Origin of the sequence: Spirosoma terrae (assembly GCF_010435915.1) — a bacterium.
Classification (GTDB): Bacteria; Bacteroidota; Bacteroidia; order Cytophagales; family Spirosomataceae; genus Spirosoma; species Spirosoma terrae.
In genome coordinates this window covers 213,681-229,794 of sequence record NZ_JAAFZH010000009.1, presented here as the reverse complement: position 1 = coordinate 229,794, position 16,114 = coordinate 213,681, and the positions used below count along the sequence as shown (strand labels likewise).

Annotated in this window: 15 protein-coding genes; 7 read left to right on the top strand and 8 right to left on the bottom strand. The window is 45.7% G+C overall.

The window, feature by feature from the left end; all coding sequences use genetic code 11:
- Positions 1 to 60: 60 nt before the first annotated feature.
- Entirely contained in the window at positions 61 to 462 is a 402-nt protein-coding gene (locus GK108_RS19645; RefSeq protein ID WP_163952219.1) for a DUF1206 domain-containing protein, read from the bottom strand.
- 795 nt (positions 463 to 1,257) lie between these two features.
- On the opposite strand from GK108_RS19645, the gene GK108_RS19640 reads away from it, so the two are divergent.
- The gene (locus tag GK108_RS19640) at positions 1,258 to 2,574 is read left to right on the top strand and encodes a lytic transglycosylase domain-containing protein (protein ID WP_163952217.1); all 1,317 of its coding nucleotides are present in this window, start codon (positions 1,258 to 1,260) and stop codon (positions 2,572 to 2,574) included.
- Here the strand turns inward: GK108_RS19640 and GK108_RS19635 are convergent, their stop codons facing one another.
- Entirely contained in the window at positions 2,575 to 3,525 is a 951-nt protein-coding gene (locus tag GK108_RS19635; protein WP_163952215.1) for a homoserine kinase, read from the bottom strand.
- 177 nt (positions 3,526 to 3,702) lie between these two features.
- On the opposite strand from GK108_RS19635, the gene GK108_RS19630 reads away from it, so the two are divergent.
- From GK108_RS19630 to GK108_RS19620, 3 genes are all read left to right on the top strand, one after another.
- Positions 3,703 to 5,049 (top strand): peptidoglycan DD-metalloendopeptidase family protein, encoded by a 1,347-nt coding sequence (locus tag GK108_RS19630; RefSeq protein WP_163952213.1) that lies wholly within the window; start codon positions 3,703 to 3,705, stop codon positions 5,047 to 5,049.
- Positions 5,050 to 5,123: 74 nt separating this feature from the next.
- Positions 5,124 to 5,480 (top strand): hypothetical protein, encoded by a 357-nt coding sequence (locus GK108_RS19625; protein WP_163952211.1) that lies wholly within the window; start codon positions 5,124 to 5,126, stop codon positions 5,478 to 5,480.
- A gap of 128 nt (positions 5,481 to 5,608) precedes the next feature.
- Positions 5,609 to 6,142 (top strand): ferritin, encoded by a 534-nt coding sequence (locus GK108_RS19620; protein WP_163952209.1) that lies wholly within the window; start codon positions 5,609 to 5,611, stop codon positions 6,140 to 6,142.
- A 283-nt stretch (positions 6,143 to 6,425) separates the two neighbouring features.
- Here the strand turns inward: GK108_RS19620 and GK108_RS19615 are convergent, their stop codons facing one another.
- From GK108_RS19615 to atpA, 5 genes are all read right to left on the bottom strand, one after another.
- Complete coding sequence (locus GK108_RS19615) at positions 6,426 to 6,770, bottom strand: DUF6686 family protein (protein WP_163952207.1); 345 nt, start codon at positions 6,768 to 6,770, stop codon at positions 6,426 to 6,428.
- Positions 6,771 to 6,955: 185 nt separating this feature from the next.
- Positions 6,956 to 7,240 carry a hypothetical protein gene (locus GK108_RS19610; RefSeq protein ID WP_163952205.1) on the bottom strand — a complete coding sequence of 95 codons (285 nt, stop codon included), beginning with the start codon at positions 7,238 to 7,240 and terminating at the stop codon, positions 6,956 to 6,958.
- Positions 7,241 to 7,341: 101 nt separating this feature from the next.
- The gene (locus GK108_RS19605; protein ID WP_163952203.1) at positions 7,342 to 7,911 is read right to left on the bottom strand and encodes a DUF4136 domain-containing protein; all 570 of its coding nucleotides are present in this window, start codon (positions 7,909 to 7,911) and stop codon (positions 7,342 to 7,344) included.
- A 405-nt stretch (positions 7,912 to 8,316) separates the two neighbouring features.
- Positions 8,317 to 9,201 (bottom strand): ATP synthase F1 subunit gamma, encoded by an 885-nt coding sequence (atpG, locus tag GK108_RS19600; protein ID WP_163952201.1) that lies wholly within the window; start codon positions 9,199 to 9,201, stop codon positions 8,317 to 8,319.
- Between the two features lie 99 nt (positions 9,202 to 9,300).
- A complete protein-coding gene (gene atpA, locus GK108_RS19595; protein WP_163952199.1) occupies positions 9,301 to 10,875 on the bottom strand; it encodes a F0F1 ATP synthase subunit alpha in 1,575 nt (524 codons plus the stop codon).
- A gap of 383 nt (positions 10,876 to 11,258) precedes the next feature.
- Between atpA and GK108_RS19590 the strand changes: the two genes are divergently transcribed.
- From GK108_RS19590 to GK108_RS19580, 3 genes are all read left to right on the top strand, one after another.
- A complete protein-coding gene (locus GK108_RS19590) occupies positions 11,259 to 12,029 on the top strand; it encodes an FKBP-type peptidyl-prolyl cis-trans isomerase (protein WP_262887441.1) in 771 nt (256 codons plus the stop codon).
- Positions 12,030 to 12,122: 93 nt separating this feature from the next.
- Positions 12,123 to 14,189 carry a carboxy terminal-processing peptidase gene (locus GK108_RS19585; RefSeq protein WP_163952197.1) on the top strand — a complete coding sequence of 689 codons (2,067 nt, stop codon included), beginning with the start codon at positions 12,123 to 12,125 and terminating at the stop codon, positions 14,187 to 14,189.
- Positions 14,190 to 14,272: 83 nt separating this feature from the next.
- Positions 14,273 to 14,509: a hypothetical protein gene (locus tag GK108_RS19580; RefSeq protein WP_163952194.1), complete on the top strand. Its 237-nt coding sequence runs from the start codon at positions 14,273 to 14,275 to the stop codon at positions 14,507 to 14,509.
- 37 nt (positions 14,510 to 14,546) lie between these two features.
- Here GK108_RS19580 and GK108_RS19575 read toward each other — a convergent pair whose 3' ends face one another.
- On the bottom strand, positions 14,547 to 15,953 hold the full coding sequence (locus GK108_RS19575; protein ID WP_163952192.1) for a vanadium-dependent haloperoxidase: 1,407 nt from the start codon (positions 15,951 to 15,953) through the stop codon (positions 14,547 to 14,549).
- Between the last annotated feature and the right edge of the window lie 161 nt (positions 15,954 to 16,114).

The window sequence follows — 16,114 nt, the reverse complement described above, 5'->3', positions numbered from 1 at the left end:
GTAAAACCGTATCCAACCCAATATGTTCACTACGTAGCGTTGAACAGTATTTAGATGCTTTTAATTGGTAACTGAACGCCTGGGTGCATTGCGCCGAAGGGCTTTTACGAGAAAATAGATACCTCCGCCTAATGCGCCTAAGGCTACCAAACCAACCAGAACGGCGGCTACCCCCTGATTCGCACAGACTAAGCGGCAAACCAGGGCCGAACCCAGCCAGGCCAGGACTAATCCAGCCAGGAAAAGCAGCAGATAAGGAACTGTTTTTTCGTGGGCTGGACGGTGTTTATGATTCTGGTGAGCCAGTTTACGTTCGTGGCGCAGTTCCTGACGAGTAAGTGGTCTTGTTTTCTGGATATCATTCGGGGCTGTTTCGGACTGACTGGTTGCGCTTCCACCGGTTTCGGAAGATCGACGAGTACTAGCCCAGGCTAATGAACTCGTATCTTGAGGGTCAGCCACGTATTGGAAACGATTCCCCAATAGCATGGACAACAGTAAACTGGCTGTCAATAAAAAAAATGCTGTACGAGTTCGTAGTACGTACTGTTCCGCTTTCGGTAAAACAAGCGTTGCTAATCGATTTCTGTAATTTCTTTCGATACATAGAACTGCGATTACCAGCACCGTAACGATTAATTCAATAGCTATACCCGGCAAAGGAGGCCAAAAACGGCTACCAATTCGGAAGCCGATCCACCCTTTCAAAAATTCCAATAAAATAATTGAGGCTATTGCCAAATATCTATGGCGATTCGCCCAATAGGATAGCTGTTTCATCAGTCTATCAGGTTGGTAGTACTCTAAGCCAGTTTTGGTGTATTTGTTTTAGTTTAAGCCTTATTTTTTATTGAATTAGTTATAAATGTTAGTCTGTGGTGATGCTAATACGTTTATTGATTGTACTGATAAATTGGTAAGAAATGGGTGTTTATTACGTATAAAATAGAAGCAATGGGTAGAGTTAGTTGGGAACCTATCGATTTTAGTGTACTTTTACACACTCTCAACGAAGCAAACACGTGTACGTTTGCTTTTACTAGTACGTCGGCCAGGTCTTTTAGTACGTGTTCACTGGTCTGATGGAAAACCTCTACATCAAGTAGCAGGCTTATCTAACTCAACAACAACTTATAGGGCGGCTGCTGGATTGATGCAGTACGAAGGGACAGGAGAGGGAGCGAGATGCCGCTGAGTACCGATTGCTATTCAGGTTGAATAGCCGAGAAACGTATCTATCGTAATCCACTTTTGTCAATGACAAAGCTGTACTTGATGGTTGCGGCCGTATTTGGTTGCCTTACTGTATCGACTCTACCGACTGCTGCGCAAAACAATCGTTTTTTAGCCATTAGCGCGGGTAAATACCTCACTAGTTTCTCCTCTGTTATAAAAGATGATGGTATAATTGATTTTTGCGGGGAAAATCTACCAACGAATCATCCGGCTATTGCCGAGCGATGGAGCCGAACCCTGAGCCGCCAGGCCGCCTTAGCCAGTAGTCTTGCTTTATTGAAACGACGGGCGTCAGTTATTTTTCCTTTGATTGAACCCGTTCTGAAGCAATATCGAATTCCTGCCGATTTTAAATACTTACCGCTACTGGAGAGTGCTATAACCAATCGGGCTGTTTCGCGGAGAGGGGCCGCCGGGTTTTGGCAATTGATGCCGCAAACGGCCCAATCGTTGGGTTTACGCGTATCCCGACGTAATGATGAACGATTCAATCTGCAAAAAGCCACCCACGCGGCCTGCCGATATCTGAACGAATTATACGAGCAGTTGGGATCGTGGATGTTAGTGGCTACGGCCTACAATGCTGGCCCTAACTATATCCAGCAACTAAGTCGTCAGCATCCTGATGTGCATCCAATGGCATTGCCTTATCGATCTGCCGAAACAAAAGCCTATTTGTTTCAGGCAGTGGCTGTTAAAGAATTACTGACGCGCCCACATGCGTATCGCCATCAGTTGAGCAGCCGTAATCTGGAAGAACTCAGTAGTACTGATTTAGTTGATTCTGGCGAGAGAGCTTCTATTCTGGCTTCGTTCGATATGGATGAAGCCGCTTTTATTGCTGCTACGGCTACTCCGTTTGCGGATGATGCAGAACCAACTTTCATTGCCGATTCAACTACTACGGTTGTGTTGCTGACGGAAGCAGAAACCGATAATAATGGGGTTATATTGTTAACGGATTCTGCTGAGGTCGATGTCGAAAAAGTGCCTGCATCGGCAAAAGTTGCTGACGTATCACCAGTATCTGTTGATCGGTTAACTACCCGAAGTTTAAGCGCAGGTGCATTGGCAGAAGGAAAATTATGCCTATTTCAGGTTGTCCAGCCAATAACCATAAACGGTCGCCAACTGGCAGTTGGCGATGTCGTTCAGGCTCATATCGAAATCATTGATAAGGCTTCGGGCCGTGTATTTCTACGTACCGACCGGCTGGTGCAGGCTCAGACCCAGGAAACAATACCGTTAAAATTAGTGGCTACCAGTGTTCCTCGGCAACCTGGCGTAGCGATACCATCTACGCTGGACGGTTGGCAACTAACCTGGGAGCAGCTTTAGCTAGCTGGCTACCTCTGCCGTAGTTAACACTTTCGGGCCTTGCTGATTGATTTCAGAGACGTAGGACTCGCTGGAAATACCAACCGACAAAAACGCCTGTTGCATAGCTGCCCCGACTCGTTCGGCGGTTTGAGGATCACGGCATAAGGCAAACATAGATGGGCCTGAGCCAGAAATGCTACATCCCAAAGCGCCGTTTTCCAGCGCTGCTTGTTTCACCTCGTTGAATTCAGGAATCAGAATTGACCGAACAGGCTCAATAATCACATCCACCAACGACCGACTGATCAGGTCATAGTCGGGCGTCATCAGCCCGGCGATCAGCCCCGCTACGTTGCCCATCTGGGTGATGGTATTTTTCAGCGATACTTCATTTTTAAGAATAAAGCGGGCATCTTTTGTGTTGACTTCAATATCAGGATGAACAAGCGTACAATAGAGCGAAGCGGGCGTATTGACGCGAATAACATCCAGCGGTTGGTAGCTACGTATCACACAAAATCCGCCTAGCAGCGATGGCCCCACATTGTCGGCGTGAGCTGAACCACAGGCAATGCGCTCACCTTCCATGGCGAAAGGAATCAACTGGCGCACAGTCAGTGGACGATTGAGTAATTCATTGATGGCAAAAACCCCCGCAACCGCACTGGCTGCGCTCGATCCCAAGCCACTACCTAAGGGCATCTTTTTGCGTAATACTACATCGACACCAACGTCTGTCCGGTTAATGTGCTGAAGGTAGGTTTGTATGGCAATGCTGGCGGTATTCCGGTTGGCTTCGCGAGGGAGTCGACCTTCGTCGCCTATAATATCGATGATACGAACGCCGGGTTCGGGACTGGCTGTCAGGGTAATCTGATCGCCGGGGTTGTCGACGGCAAAACCAAAAATATCAAATCCGCAGGCCACATTGGCTACGGTAGCGGGAGCAAATACGGTTATTGAATCCACGATGGAAGGGAGAAACGTAGACGCAAGTTTATGGATTTTGGCCCTCAAAATCAACGTAAAGCCTTTCTGAGCAAAATCCTTTTACCCAAACAGCTCGTTTCCTAATGAACGATCATGTTGTCGGTAGTGACCCATACGATGACAGCTTAATTGATCGTTTAAGACTATAGGTTTGCTATGATAATTAAACACATATTTCCTGTTATTCTGATTTGTTCTATTGTAGGGTTTCTGGAAGCCTGTACGGGAGTTGGCCCAGCCACGAATTTATTTCGACCATCGTCCCCTCACGATCAGTATGCGCAATCCTTAAAAGAGGCTAAACTCGACAAAACGGCGCTGGGAGCCGATTGGGCATCTGTAGGCGAGCGCGCCTTACGAGATTCGTTAACGATTGCCATCCCTTATCGCGAAAGCGGCTACTTTTCGGCTACCAAACCCATTGCAGTTGGCTATCGGTTGAGCGTTCAGCAAGGAGATCGCTTTTTGGTAAAAGTCGAAACACAAGGTCAGCAACAGGCCAGCGTATTCATTGATGTATTTGCTTTGGATGACCGAAACCGGCCTACTCTCCTGGCTGCATCTAAAGCCGATACCAACGTACTGGCCTGGGAGCCACGCCGAACCCAGACTTGTTTGATTCGTATTCAACCGGAGTTGTTACGTAGTGGTAGCTATACAATTGCCATTACGCGTGAACCCGCTTTGAGCTTTCCGGTACAGGGTCGTGATAGTCGGCAGATTAGTAGCTTTTTTGGGGCCGCTCGCGATGCTGGTCGTCGACGTCATGAAGGAGTGGATATTTTTGCTCCCCGAGGAACACCGGCCATTGCTTCGGTTGATGGTATTGTGACGAGCGTTGGGACGAATAGCTTAGGTGGTAACGTAGTGTTCGTGTCTGATAATGAGCGTAATATTCGTCTTTATTATGCCCATCTTGACCGTTGGAACGTAAACAATGGGCAACGTATTTCGGTAGGCGATACGGTTGGATTTGTTGGCAACACGGGCAATGCACGGACTACCGGACCGCACCTGCATTTTGGGATTTATGGCTTTAACGAAGGAGCAGTCGATCCTTTACCGTTTATTCGGCTAGGTCGTGGACCGGCTCGTCAGGGATTATTGGCTAGTGATCGACTGGGTGACTCAATACGTGTTGCTTCACCTCGGTCGTTTGTCCGAATCGCTCCTGGCAGTGATGGGGCCGTAGTACGAGAAGTAGCTAAATCAACGGCCCTGACAATTGTTGGGGGAACTGAAGCGTGGCTACGGGTTGAATTGCCAGATGGTCAATACGGCTACATTGCCAGTGGGGCCACCGAATCGATAAAACGACCGCTACGTCGGCTGGCGCTGTCCGGCCCTGCTACATTGTTAGATGCTGCCGATAGTCAGGCCGGTGTAATTACTACGCTTCCGGCGGGGGCATCCTTAGATATACTATCGACATTCGCTGATTTTCAGTTTGTTCGGAGCAATAAAGGGCAAGCAGGATGGATCACTAAAGTGGGCTCGCTCTAAATGCATAAAATCTTGTTTAGAAATACTCTAAATTGAGTGTTGCTTCGTATATTTGTGCATTCTTTTAGGCAATCATGACGAGTAACCTACCTGTAACGTATCAGGAAGTATTTAAGACAGACAAAGGAGTTGTTTATCAATGCGATAAGACGAATCGGCTGATACTTGAGTTTTGGGACACTCATACAACCTTATCTGCCCGCGATTTCGCTCAATTTCGGCGTATGGTTGAAACCATCGATATTCGACAGATGGCTCTTAGTACCGACGCTGCTCACGATGTTGAAATAGTAGCTCCACCACGGTCTGAACGTTGTTACGTATTAACCTTGTGTGAGGTTGTTCATTTACGTGAGCTGCTCAATGGGGCGAAGTTAATGTTTGAACTAAATGCGATGCTTCGTGAATGTGGCTGTTCACTGGCTGAATAGTAATAAATAGACTGCTTCTAAATTTTCTGATAATCAACCGACTGTATAACAACGGTCGGTTTTTTGTTGTTCTTTTGTCGAAGGAATCATTAAGAATTATCTCACCGAACAGATACGGTAGCTATATTATGAAAGACTTAGCAAGACTTCGTACACCAATCAAAGAAGCAGTTGAACTAGCGCTTAACCAGCAGATACAAATGGAAATGGTTTCGTCATCGAAATACTTAGCGATGGCGGGCTGGTGTGATCGCAACGGCCTGGATTATAGTGCTGGATTCTTCTACAAACAGTCGGAAGAAGAGCGTCATCATGCCATGAAGCTTTTCCATTATCTGTGCGATCAGGGTGCAACAGCTTATTCTCCTGAAGTTCCGGCCGTATCTCAGGAATTTGATTCGCTACGGTCAGTTTTTGAAGGTGCTCTTGAGCAGGAAATTGCTGTAACAGATTCAATCAACCGGATTATTGCTGTTTGTCGTCGTGAAAACGATTTTGCTACGGAAGAACTGCTGAAGTGGTATGTGAAAGAGCAAATGGAAGAAGAATATATTGCTCGTCGTTGTCTGGATCTTTTCGATCAAATTCCAGCCGACCAGCTTTATTACCTGGATAAAAAAGTTTCCAGCGTTACGTATCAGGATAACGTTTTTGAAAACTAGGATTGCCTGGTTTTATCGCAGAAAAGGCTCTTCACTTGAGGAGCCTTTTCTGCGTTTAGTCGAGCACGCTACACTCCAGTCCAGTCCGCGTTAATATTCTGATTATTTCGGATTCGGTCAGGGATTCTGCCTCAATGCGTAATACACAGTCGTGATCCTCCAAATCAACACTCCAACGACAAATGCCACGCAGCATGCATAAACGACAGGCGGCCTGGTGAACTCGCTGGCTGCTGTTGATATTAGTCCGAAAGACAAGCACGTTAGCCATAAAACGTAGTTGTTAGTTTTGTGCGTGTCGCAGTGTTTCGATCCAGTGGAGCTTGGCTACAGCCTTGCTTAATAACTGTTTTAATTCGATCAGCTCGTGAGGGTGAAAACTGAAACACAAATAGGGTGATGGTGTGCTGAGATGGATTCGATCTTCGTGCGGGTGAGCCTGCGAATAAGCCTTGCTATCAATACCTCTTACATTCCATTCCAGAGCCAAAAAATCTTCATAACATAGCCACTGGGTGATATTGTTATACTGCAAGGCAATATTGTGAGTATCGTCGGGTGCTGAGTGGCCATATAAAACAATCCGGCCACTGGTTGTAGTGGCAAGGAGATGACATTCACATTTCATAAGCATTTGAGGTTATAGCCGATTTTGGTTCGCTGTCGTAAGGTTCTTATTTATACAAAATTATATTTATTTAGACTCATTACAAATAAAAATAAGTAATCTAGCTAATATGCTGATAAGCAGTTGCTAGCTAGCTCTGTGATTAGCGGGCTTTAATAAAAAAAGATAGGGCAGTTAGTGTATTGTCACCAATTATGGCTAATGGCCTGGGTTGAATCAACCGCAGACGGTGATCCCCATGACGTATCAACAGGAGGAACTGTTTTGATCGTATCGCAATCTTCTAGTTGTTGCTGTAAGTTTTTAATCTGTCCTTGCTGCTGAGTAAGGTTTCGGCGAAGGTCCTGAGTTGCGTCTTCAAGACGTTGATGCCGGTAATTGGCAACACTTACCAATGCAGCAATGCCCACTAGTAGTACAACTACTGCGGTCAGGAGAGAATAAATAACTCCTTTGCTGGCAATTTGCATGACTGGATAAACGCGAAAGGCGCAAATAAACAAAAAGCTTAATCCATAAAAAAGCCCATAACTCAATTGAGCTATGGGCTTTTTAAAATGATGACAACAAATTACCGGGCGGCACCGTAATCTTGTCCGGCGCTCTCTGGGAAATTCTTCATGATACTGGTAACAGTTTCACGGAACGTTTGATCCCGATCGCGTTCTTTGTTGCGATTGTTAAGCTGGCCAGTGGCCCAGCCTTGCCAAACGATATCATTGGTACGAGCGTCAATCACGTTGATAACGACACGGTTTTCTTCGTACTGGCGAGAATAAACATTATTGCCCATACCACCGTACCACCAGGAATAAGGTGAGTACATATTATTGGACTGGATTTGCTGACGATCGCGGGAATCGGTAAAGAAACGAACAACCAGATCCGCTTCACCCTGAGTTACGGGCTTATAGCCACGTGCTTTCAGCGATTGATCCAACGCATCGGCAATCCGGCGCTGGTTCAGATTACTACCCACAATAGGGTCGGCGTTACGTTGACGGTCAGCTTCGATACGATACGTAGTAAATTGACGAACGTTTACTTTAGGATCGTAATCGTACTTAACCGTAATAGAGGGGGCGCAGGACGCCAGCGTACCGACGACAAACAGGCTGCAAATTATGCTTTTGATTTTCATGAGTTTTGAGATCATTTTGGGTGTCAAACCGATTACTTAACGTAAAGAAAAGCGTCGTTCGTATATGACACTTTTATAACTAAATATATAGGGTATTCGTTCCGGCTGTTATTGCATAGCTTAGGTATTTTTTGTGAGTTAATTTGTTGATTTACAGTGGTATATTTCTCTTTTAAGATTTTTTAACGACCATTTACAGGTATAGAATCTTGTGCTAGGCTCCTACGGCAGAAACCCGTCTTTATAGCGTTAGATCATCGCTGTCAGATGCTGCCATAGTTTATGATCTATGACGCCATAATTACCCGAACCGTTGCAAGTAGCTAAAAAATTTAGGCTATAAAAACAGATGGCCTCCTGAATCAGGAGGCCATCTGTTTTTATAGCCTAAATACAATTCTATAGTTAAGCGCTTGCCAGTGCTTCTGCACCACCAACGATTTCAAGAATCTCAGTTGTGATGGCAGCTTGTCGAGTCCGGTTATAGACCAAACGAAGCTGTTTCAAAAGCTCTCCAGCATTTTCTGTTGCTTTATCCATAGCTGTCATCTGCGCACCATAGAAGGCTGCGTTTGAGTCGAGCACGGCTTTATACAGCTGGGTTTTGATTGTTTTAGGAATCAACTCCGTAACAATCTCTTCTTCTGAGGGCTCAAAAATATAATTGATAGACGAAGAAGTTTCAGAAGCTGGGGTAGCCGAAACAATAGGTAGCATTTGCTCGGTACGTACAATTTGTACGGCAGCATTCCGGAACTCGTTGTAAACGATTTCTACTACGTCGTACAAACCCGCAGCATAATCGTTCATTGCTTCTTCGGCCGCTGCCCGAACGGTTGCAAAGCTCAAGGAGCTATAAACAGTACTGTGCGTTGTATTGACTTTAAAGCCCCGGCGTTGAAAGGCTTCTGCACCTTTCTTACCGATTGCCATAATTTCGAGATTACCAGCCCGATATTGAGCTGCGTATTTCTCCTCTATCAACGTTAGTGCGCCCTTGATTGCGTTTGTATTGAATGCACCACACAGACCTCGATCAGATGTAATAACGATCAATAAAACGCGGTCTATAGCCCGAGCTTGTTTGTAGGGGCTATCTGAGGCCGTCTCAGCTCCGGCTGAAACGGTTCCGAGCATTTGACTGAGTTTCTGAGCGTACGGACGTAGTTGCGTAATATTATCCTGAGCCCGGCGCAACTTAGCAGCAGCCACCATTTTCATGGCTTTCGTAATTTGCTGCGTCGAGTTGATGGAGGATATACGGGCGCGTACTTCTTTAAGAGATGCCATAGTCTTCTTAAAGTTTTCAGTTTTCAGTTTTTAGTTTTCAGTTGCGAAGCGGTCTTGCATCATCAACTGAAAACTAAAGACTGAAAACTGAAAACTAGTTTAGTATTGTGCTGATAGCTCAGCGGCTACTTTCTTAAGGGTAGCAGTTGCTTCGTCCGTGAGTTTTCCGGCACGAAGGTCGTTCAGCACGGCAGGGTATTGAGCGCTCAAGATCATGGCAAACTCGCTTTCAAACGCCTTCACTTTGTTTACGGGTACTTTATCAAGCAATCCGTTTGTAGAAGCGTAGATGATAGCGACTTGTTGTTCAACCGGTACTGGCGAATACTGAGGTTGTTTCAGCATTTCCTGGTTCCGGCGACCACGTTCGATCGTTAGCTTGGTAGAGGCATCAAGATCAGAACCGAATTTGGCGAACGCTTCAAGTTCGCGGAACTGGGCCTGATCAAGTTTCAACGTACCAGCAACTTTCTTCATTGATTTGATCTGAGCGTTACCACCTACGCGAGATACCGAAATACCTACGTTGATAGCTGGGCGAATACCTGAGTTGAACAAGTTCGACTCCAGGAAGATCTGACCATCAGTGATCGAAATTACGTTCGTTGGAATATAAGCCGATACGTCGCCAGCCTGCGTTTCAATGATTGGAAGCGCTGTTAATGAACCACCACCTTTAACCTTGTCTTTCAGAACAGGAGGTAAATCGTTCATGTTTCGGGCGATGTCGTCGTTGCTATTGATTTTAGCAGCCCGCTCCAGCAAACGGCTGTGCAGGTAGAATACGTCTCCTGGATACGCTTCACGTCCTGGTGGGCGACGTAGTAGCAGCGATACCTCACGGTAGGCAACCGCCTGTTTCGACAGATCATCATAAACGACCAGAGCAGGACGGCCCGTATCGCGGAAATATTCACCAATAGCAGCCCCTGTAAATGGAGCAAAGAATTGCATTGGAGAAGGGTCAGATGCGTTTGCTGATACCACAACGGTATAGTCCATAGCACCAGCTTTACGTAGCGTTTGCTCGACTTGTTTTACCGTAGAGGCTTTCTGACCACAAGCGACGTAGATACAGAATACGGGCTCGCCTTTATCGTAGAATTCTTTCTGGTTGATAATGGTGTCGATAGCAACAGCCGTTTTGCCTGTTTGCCGGTCACCAATAATTAATTCACGCTGACCCCGGCCGATGGGTATCATAGCATCGATAGCCTTAATACCTGTTTGCAGCGGTTCATTTACCGGCTGGCGATAAATAACACCTGGTGCTTTCCGCTCCAGCGGCATCGGAAACAGTTCTCCCTGAATTGGGCCCATACCGTCGATCGGCTGACCAAGCGTATTTACTACCCGGCCAAGGATACCATCACCAACGTTAACATAGGCAATCTGGTTGGTACGTTTAACTGTATCGCCTTCTTTGACGTCTGAATAGTCGCCAAGTAATACGGCACCAACGTTATCTTCTTCAAGGTTCAGGGCCATGGCCTGAAGTCCGTTACTAAACAACAGCAATTCGCCGGCCTGCGCTTTCGAGAGGCCATAGATACGCGCTACGCCGTCGCCGATTTGCAGCACCGTACCGACTTCTTCGAGTTCAGCCTCGGTTTGCGTACCGGCTAACTGCTGACGCAGAATGGCTGATATCTCGTCGGGTCTTACGGATTCCATATAAGTAGGATGAAATTTAGAGATTGTTTTTCGGCCGCAAAGGTACGATTAAAATTTAATAAAAATGCGATCTTTTCTATATTTCGATCCTGAATCTTAGACTTTTCCGATAGAGCGCTATATATAACATAAGCCGCTAAACGAATGCTAAAACCGTTTGTCCAAATTTGGAGTATTTTAAGAAGGTTATAATAGCAAAAGCAGATGGGTTTCGTTACTTTTATAGGCAGGATAGAATAATGTTTTGTTGTTCGTTAGTGAGGTTTTGCGCTACAATTATTCGACAAAATTTTATCGAAACTCTAGGTGTCCAAACTTTTCTGCTATCTGTTCACGTTTTATCAATAAATCAAATTTTCCGTATTACCCCGTTTTTAGTTCACATGAAGTTCAACCAATGGATGCTGGCCGGTGTTGCGTCGGCCGTTTTTGTCGCCAGTTCTGCGACTGCACAAGTTAAAAAGCCAGCTGTTAAAAAGCCTACTTCAGTCGCTAAGCCAACAGCTGCCAAGCCAGCTCCCAGTAGTGCGCTAGTCTCAACCCAAGACTCTATTAGCTACAGCATTGGCCTGTTTATGGCCCAAAATTTAAAACAGCAGGGCATTGCCGATTTAAATAGTGCTTTGTTGGCTAATGGGATCGACGATGCATTGAAAGGGCAAAACACTCGCATTTCGATGGAGCAGGCTAGCCAGGTCATGAATACCTTCATGCAGAAGCAAATGGCGGTTCGTACGGCTGAAAATTCGAAAGTATCTGCCGAGAATAAAAAAGTTGGGGAAGCGTTCTTAGCTGAAAATAAAACCAAAGAAGGCGTAAAAACGACAGCGAGCGGCTTACAGTACACAGTTGAAAAAGAAGGCACAGGCGCTAAACCAACTGCTACGGATCGGGTTAAAGTACATTATACTGGCCGGTTATTAAACGGAACAGTGTTCGATAGTTCGGTAGAACGTGGTCAACCCGCTGAGTTTGGGGTTAATGAAGTAATCAAAGGCTGGACGGAGGCTTTGCAACTGATGCCAGTTGGGTCGAAGTGGAAATTATACATCCCTTCCGATCTGGCGTATGGCGATCGTGGTGCAGGTGCCGACATTAAACCGGGTTCAACCCTGGTCTTTGATGTTGAATTACTTGATATTGTTAAACAATGAGTGAATCGTGATTGCGTATAGGAACAATAAATTGGATAAGTTTTTTCGTTCTTACACGCATTCACTCGTTCGCAATTAACTTGGGTAATGTAGATGAAGAAGTATCTGGTGACCCTTTTACCCGTGCTGATGTTAAGCTTTCAGCCGGATTCGCCTTCGGGCGGTGCGCCCTTACATCTGGCGCCAACATCGTCTCCATCCGACGATTTGAAACCGTCTATCTCTCAGGAGAAGGTAGAATCGTTGGTAGCCAAGTTGTTAACAACGTATCATTATCGGAAAGTGCGGCTGAACGACTCTCTATCGTCAGTAGTGTGGGATAATTATTTGAAGGAGGTCGATAATAGTAAAACCTATTTGTTGGCCTCTGACGTAGCATCGCTTGAAAAATACCGCTACCAGATTGATGATGCGTTAGTTAACGGTGATCTTACGGCTGCCTATGACCTTTACAATATCTTTCGTAAACGCTATCAGGAACGTAGCGACTTTATAAAGGAGCAGCTTAAAAAACCGCTTTCATTTACGGAAGACGAAACATTCAATACGGATCGGGAGAAAGCAAGCTGGCCCAAAACCGTAGAAGAGCAAAATGAACTCTGGCGCAAGATTCTCAAAAATCAGGCGCTGGAACTCCGTCTGGGTAACCGTAAGGATAGCGCGGTTGTCGCGTTAATGACGCAACGCTATAGCAACCTCGATAAGGCTGTGAACCGGGTAAAAAGTGCAGACGTATTCCAAATGTACATGAACTCGTTCGCTGAAGCACTCGACCCGCATACCAATTATCTATCTCCTTCCAATGCCGATCGGTTTAATCAGGAAATGAGTCAGTCGCTGGAAGGGATCGGAGCCATGCTACGCGAAGATGGCGATTACATCCGCATTACCGAAGTATTGCCGGGCGGTCCAGCTTTTAAAAGTAAACTGCTTAATAAGGAAGATAAGATAGCGGGTGTAGCGCAGGGCGATAATGGCCCAATGGTGAATACAATGAACTGGCAGGTCGATGACGTAGTCAAACTAATCAAAGGGCCTAAAGGTACAGTGGTTCGTTTACAGGTTATTTCGCCAAATGCTATTGCTGGCGCACCACCTAAAGAAATTCGCCTGGTTCGGGAGAAGATTAAACTGGAAGAACAGCGCGCTAAAAAAGAAACAATAGAAGTAAGTGATAACGGACGTTCGTTTAAAATCGGTGTTATCAATATTCCTATGTTCTATCGCGATTTTGAAGGAGCCCGGAAGCGCGAAGAAGGGTTTAGCAGTACAACCAGCGATGTCAAGAGATTCATTGAAGAACTTAAGACCGAAAAAGTGGATGGTATTGTCATCGACCTGCGTGATAATGGAGGTGGATCATTAACGGAAGCTATTAACCTGACGGGTTTGTTCATTCCTAAAGGGCCAGTTGTTCAGGTACGTGAATCGACCGGCGAAACGGAAGTTTATACCGATCCTGATCCAAGTGTTACGTATGATGGGCCAATGGCCGTTCTGGTTAACCGGTTTAGCGCATCGGCATCCGAGATTTTTGCGGCCGCTATCCAGGATTACAAACGGGGGATCATTGTTGGTGGTCAGACGTTCGGGAAAGGAACAGTTCAGACCCTAATCGATCTGAATCAATGGCTTCCTAAAGAGCCAGAAAAGGTTGGTCAGGTGAAGATGACCATTCAGAAGTTCTATCGCGTAAATGGTAGTAGTACGCAGCATAAGGGAGTTACGCCAGATATTGAATTACCATCTGCTTTTTCGGCTGAGGAGTATGGCGAAAGCTCGCAACCAAGTGCGTTGCCCTGGGATCAGATCAAATCGACCCGTTACGAGCAATCGAGCGGAATTGATGATAAAATCCTGTCTCGCTTGCGTGACCGTTTTGATCAGCGTCTTAAATCAGACCCTGAGTTGAAACAATTAGCGCAGGATCTGGCTGACTTTAAGAAAGCAAAAGAGAATACGGTAGTATCACTGCAGGAGTCTAAACGTCGTAAAGAGCGGGAAGAAGCCGAACGTAAGCGTGCTGCTGCCAGCAAAGTGTCGCAGATAAGCGCGCCCGTTGATGAAACCGGCACACCCACCACTAAGAAGAAAAAAGACCTGTATCTTAATGAAGCAGGGTTGGTGCTAGCTGATTACATCCTGGCAGTGAATAAATAAACAAACCTGATACGTACTAAAAACCCCACGTAGCAAATCTGTTACGTGGGGTTTTTAGTACGTACCAAAATCATAAACAAATCATGTGGTACTTCCTTATCCGGCAGAATTCCATTGAGATTAACCAATACCAGCTGCTTCAAAAAAAAGCGACTCTGACTGAGGTAGAAATTTTTAACGAACCTTACGAAAATTGGTACGTCTTCTCCGTCGAAAAAGCGGATTACTCAACGTTTGTAGATCTATTGGATCGCGAAGGAATTAATTACGACGTAGCAAGTAATCGCCCTGATAGATCAGAAATCAGGCTTGGTACGTAGTGAATCACACGCGTACGTACAGGTCTTGCTAATGTTGTTATTTAGCCCATTTCAGCGAGTTTACATTAGCGCCAATTTTTTTGCCTTCTATCAACCCCGTCTCATTATCCTGATGCGTATGAATGTTACCATAGAAGCGCGAGTCGGCTGATTCCTGAGCTGCCTGCTCAAAAGACTGGAAACTACGTGCCTTGAAAGCAATGTTACGTAGCGGATCGTTAGGGCGACCAACGTGCGAAACATCCGTAAAGGAGAAGGACTCTCCGTAAAGGCCAGTCATAACAGTAGCTGCTGCTGATGATTGCGTAGCATGGCCAGAAGGATAACCAGGAAACGGAGGAGCAGGCCAGAAAGGTATCCAGTTGGGGTCGATAGCTAGTCTGGCGTATGTATATGGCCGTAAATTGTTATAAGCATACTTACAGCGCCAGCATAGGATGAAAGCGTCATTTACGGCAATGCCTGTTCTGGCGAACGCTTCTACCGCTCGATCTAACGAACTTTTAGCCGTTTGGACGGCAATTTTGGCAATACTATACGAATGACCCGGTGGCGTAAAAGACTCTCCTGGATTATCAGACCACCAAACAGAGATTTCTTTTTCTGTGTCAGTCAGATTTTTTGATTTTGTGTATACGTCCAGATATTGCTGAAAGAATGTAGATTTAACATCTGTCGAATACGGCAAAGGCTTTGGCATGGGAAGATCATTGTTCGCCTTAATAAAGGTTCTATTGGTTCCCCAGTAAGGTTGCATTGGAATCTTCTGACCATTTTCTGTCGTTTTCCAAAGGCCTGGGCCAGTAGGGACTGTGTAACTTGCCGGGAAATTACGGGTGTATCCTTCGTGACCGCCGTCTGACTTTGACCACTCTAACAGAGCGTTTGCAATTTGCTCACCAAACGCTATAGAACGCTGGTTAATATCTTCATTTGTGTCTTTGAGTTCATTCAGAAGTGCCTGCTCAAGCGAATCAATAGCAGTCTTATTCGTGGTTGACGTAGTAGGGTATAAAGCACGTATCATGGTTGCCTCAGCTTTATTAGCACTGAGAGCCCAGTTGTATTCTTTATTGAGTTCAGGCTTTGGCAGGGTTGTTAAGCCTTGCAGCTGACCTACTAAAGACTGCCGGTCTTTTATACCCGGCACAACTGCTTCATACATCGCCAAGCCTGCATAACCGTATGCACGTGCCGCAACAACGGGCGAAAAGCCAGGGGTTGTTTTGGTAAGTTTTAGCTGGAGTCCTGCCCAGGAAGTTGCTACGTCGGCCTTATACAGATCGGCTGTTTTACCGAGCGGCATACCCGTCTCCGTAGGATCAACTGGTTGAGTACGACACGCTTCCAGGAAGATAAACAAAATGATAGCCGCTTGAGTACCGTATCGTTTGTATTCAGGCAATGCTTTGCCAGAACGTAGTTTCTGTAGAATACTTTTCATATGCAATCACTTAACTGTGGAATGGTGAAGTAGGTACTACACATTGATAGTTAGAAAATTGTGCAAAAATATTGCCAAAGCCACGATCTGTTTCAGTTTTTGTAATGAACAATTGATTAGCGGGTTCTCTTTCACCGTACCTTTAATACGTTATTTCTGTT

Excerpts from the sequence above, each read along its gene's own strand:
- GK108_RS19640 (WP_163952217.1), top strand. The coding sequence starts at position 1,258 with ATGACAAAGCTGTACTTGATGGTTGCGGCCGTATTTGGTTGCCTTACT.
- GK108_RS19630 (WP_163952213.1), top strand. The coding sequence starts at position 3,703 with ATGATAATTAAACACATATTTCCTGTTATTCTGATTTGTTCTATTGTA.
- GK108_RS19625 (WP_163952211.1), top strand. The coding sequence starts at position 5,124 with ATGACGAGTAACCTACCTGTAACGTATCAGGAAGTATTTAAGACAGAC.
- GK108_RS19620 (WP_163952209.1), top strand. The coding sequence starts at position 5,609 with ATGAAAGACTTAGCAAGACTTCGTACACCAATCAAAGAAGCAGTTGAA.
- GK108_RS19615 (WP_163952207.1), bottom strand. The coding sequence starts at position 6,770 with ATGAAATGTGAATGTCATCTCCTTGCCACTACAACCAGTGGCCGGATT.
- GK108_RS19610 (WP_163952205.1), bottom strand. The coding sequence starts at position 7,240 with ATGCAAATTGCCAGCAAAGGAGTTATTTATTCTCTCCTGACCGCAGTA.
- GK108_RS19605 (WP_163952203.1), bottom strand. The coding sequence starts at position 7,911 with ATGAAAATCAAAAGCATAATTTGCAGCCTGTTTGTCGTCGGTACGCTG.
- atpG (WP_163952201.1), bottom strand. The coding sequence starts at position 9,201 with ATGGCATCTCTTAAAGAAGTACGCGCCCGTATATCCTCCATCAACTCG.
- atpA (WP_163952199.1), bottom strand. The coding sequence starts at position 10,875 with ATGGAATCCGTAAGACCCGACGAGATATCAGCCATTCTGCGTCAGCAG.
- GK108_RS19590 (WP_262887441.1), top strand. The coding sequence starts at position 11,259 with ATGAAGTTCAACCAATGGATGCTGGCCGGTGTTGCGTCGGCCGTTTTT.
- GK108_RS19585 (WP_163952197.1), top strand. The coding sequence starts at position 12,123 with ATGAAGAAGTATCTGGTGACCCTTTTACCCGTGCTGATGTTAAGCTTT.
- GK108_RS19580 (WP_163952194.1), top strand. The coding sequence starts at position 14,273 with ATGTGGTACTTCCTTATCCGGCAGAATTCCATTGAGATTAACCAATAC.
- GK108_RS19575 (WP_163952192.1), bottom strand. The coding sequence starts at position 15,953 with ATGAAAAGTATTCTACAGAAACTACGTTCTGGCAAAGCATTGCCTGAA.